Raw genomic sequence first — 2,567 nt, forward strand, 5'->3', positions numbered from 1 at the left:
CGGTGGCCGGCTGGTACCGATACGGCCCGGCTCCGGGGAGCCCCCGGGGGTCGGCCGTGCTCGTGGGGCACGTCGACAACGACACAGGCGACCTCGGCGAGTTCGCCGCCCTCTACGAGGTACGGCGCGGCGACACCGTCGAGGTGCGGCGGGCGGAGGCGGGCCCGGCGGTCTACCGCGTCGTCTCGCGCACCACCGTCCCGAAGGACGAGCTGCCGTCGTCCGTCTTCCGCCGGACGGGCGCCCCGGTTCTCACGCTGATCACCTGTGCGCCGCCGTTCGACCCCGAGCGCGGCGGCTACCTGGCGAACCTCGTCGTCACGGCGGAGCCGGTGGAGGAGTGACGGTACTCCGCCGGAGCCCGCTGAAGCCCGGCCGGCCCGTGCACGCAGCAGTTCGGAGTTCGAGGACACCGGAGGTCGCAGTGGGTCACGTGAAGTCGGCGCACCTGGTGGAACTGGCGCTGGGCCGTACGGCGGGCGCCGAGGACGCCTGCGCCCTGCGGCACATCGGGACGTGTCCGCGCTGTCGGGCGGAGTTCGCGTCGGTGACACGCGTGGTGGCGGCCGCGCGCGACGCCGAGGCGGCGGACCTTCCGACCGCGCCGCCCGGGCGCGTGTGGCGGCGGATCGTCCAGGAACTCTCGTCTCAGGAACGGTCGTCTCAGGAACGGTCGCCTCAGGAGCCGTCGCCTCAGGAACGGTCGCCTCAGGAGCCGTCGGCTCTGGAGCGGTCGCGTCAGGAGCCGTCACGCGAGGCCACCGCTCCCCCACGGCCGGGAAGGCGGACCGGTCGGCGGCTCCGGGTTCCGTGGTGGCGCCGTGGGTGGTGAGGCTGCCGCACTCCGGTCCCGGCGCACCCGCCGAGCCGTCCTTGTCGTGGGCCGTGCCCCGCCCCGTGTCACGCCGTCGGGTCGTGCCCCCAGTTCATGAGCGAGTACCGCCACCGGGTGTCCCGGGCCTCGCCCGGCGGCCGCTGGGCGAGGTGTCGCCGGACGTAGCCGACGACCTTGCGCATGTGCTGGTAGTCGTCGTCGGTGAGATCGCCCTTCCTGGCGCGCAGGATCTCCGCGATGCGGCGGCCGGAGGCATGTCCCGTGGACTCGCCGCCGTCCTTGTGCTGCCCGGCGCTCCGCGACTCCTCCGAGGCCAGCCACGCGTCCAGCTCGGCGGGCCTCATGTTCACCAGTTCACGGAACTCGTCCCAGGCCGCTTCACGCTCTTCGTCGTCCACGCCGCCTCACTCCCTCTTCGACCCGGTCTCCGACCCTCTTCTCCGCCCCCTCTTCTCCGCCCCTCTTCGACACGGACGGCCGGGCACCGTGCTCTGCGTCCGCCCGGTCATCCTCTCCTCCCCGCCACTCGCGCGCCCGCCAGAAGGTGCGCGGACCGCGGGCCACCGCGATCGTGGCAGCACCGGCTTTTCCCTCGGACTACGGGCAGGACGCATGGACAGGACCCAACTGGTCGAGGCGACCAGGGAGAACGCGGCGGGCAACGGCGACGGCCCGGGCCCGACCGCCGACGAGGTGGAGCGGGTGCTCGATTCCGTTTTCGGGACCGTGGAGCACCCGGGCTCGATCGCCGAAGCTCTGAGCCGGGGCGAGGAAGTCGTCCTGGGCAGCTTCGGCAGGTTCCGTCCGGACGGTGGGACGGCCGCGTTCCGTCCGGGCAAGGCGCTCACCGAGTTCCTGCACGGCGAGACCGGGTGAGCGGCCGGACGGACGCGGGTCGGGCCTTCCCGCCCGGCGTCCTCACACCGTCGTAGTCCACCGCGGAAAGGAACCGTCCATGCCGGTCGCCCGGAACCCCTTGCACGGCCGCACGGCCGTGGTGACCGGAGCCGCGCGCGGTCTCGGAGCGGCCATGGCCCGGGTCCTCGTCGAACGGGGCGCGACGGTGGCGCTGCTGGGCCGCGAGGAGAGCACACTGGCGGAGGTCAGGGACTCACTGCCGGCGGGCAGCTCCGCCTGCTGGGAGGTCGACGTGACCGACGACCGGGGGATGCGCCTGGCCGCCTCCGGGATCCGGGAGCGGCTCAGGCCGCCCTCGGTGGTGGTCGCCAACGCCGGGCTGGCGGAGGGCGGTCCGTTCGCGGAGTCGGACCCCGCCGTCTGGCGCCGTGTCGTGGAGGTCAATCTCATCGGCAGCGCGGTCACCGCGCGGACGTTCCTGCCCGACCTGTTCGACACGCACGGCTACTTCCTTCAGGTGGCGTCGCTGGCGTCGATCGGTGCGGCGCCGATGATGAGCGCCTACTGCGCGTCGAAGGCGGGGGTCGAGTCGTTCGCCCACTCGCTGCAGGCGGAGGTCGCCCACCGGCACGTGGGTGTGGGAATCGCCTACATCAACTGGACGGACACCGACATGGTGCGCGACGCCGACCAGCACGCGGTGCTGCGGGAGCTGCGCGGGCACATGCCGCCGCCGGCCCGCAAGGTGTACCCCGTCGCGTATGTGGCGGGCCGGCTGGTCACCGCCGTCGAGCGGCGGCGCCCCTCCGTCTACGTACCGCGGTGGCTGCGCGCGACCCAGTCCGTGCGCGCCGCGATGCCACCCGTCGTCACG

Annotated in this window: 4 protein-coding genes; 3 read left to right on the forward strand and 1 reads right to left on the reverse strand. The window is 73.5% G+C overall.

From position 1 onward, the window contains the following. Positions 1–344 (forward strand): class F sortase (locus B9S61_RS18575; protein WP_103543274.1); only part of this gene is annotated, 344 nt, incomplete at its 5' end. Positions 345–900: 556 nt separating this feature from the next. On the opposite strand, the gene B9S61_RS18580 is transcribed toward B9S61_RS18575, so the two are convergent. Beyond that, entirely contained in the window at positions 901–1,233 is a 333-nt protein-coding gene (locus B9S61_RS18580; RefSeq protein WP_103543275.1) for a DUF3140 domain-containing protein, read from the reverse strand. 214 nt (positions 1,234–1,447) lie between these two features. Here B9S61_RS18580 and B9S61_RS18585 point away from each other — a divergent pair, with 214 nt between their 5' ends. Further along, positions 1,448–1,711 (forward strand): HU family DNA-binding protein, encoded by a 264-nt coding sequence (locus B9S61_RS18585; RefSeq protein WP_103543276.1) that lies wholly within the window; start codon positions 1,448–1,450, stop codon positions 1,709–1,711. Positions 1,712–1,790: 79 nt separating this feature from the next. Continuing rightward, on the forward strand, positions 1,791–2,567 hold a 777-nt coding region (locus tag B9S61_RS18590; protein WP_103543277.1), incomplete at its 3' end, for an SDR family oxidoreductase.

Source organism: Streptomyces sp. SM1 (genome assembly GCF_002910825.1).
GTDB lineage: Bacteria > Actinomycetota > Actinomycetes > Streptomycetales > Streptomycetaceae > Streptomyces > Streptomyces okerensis.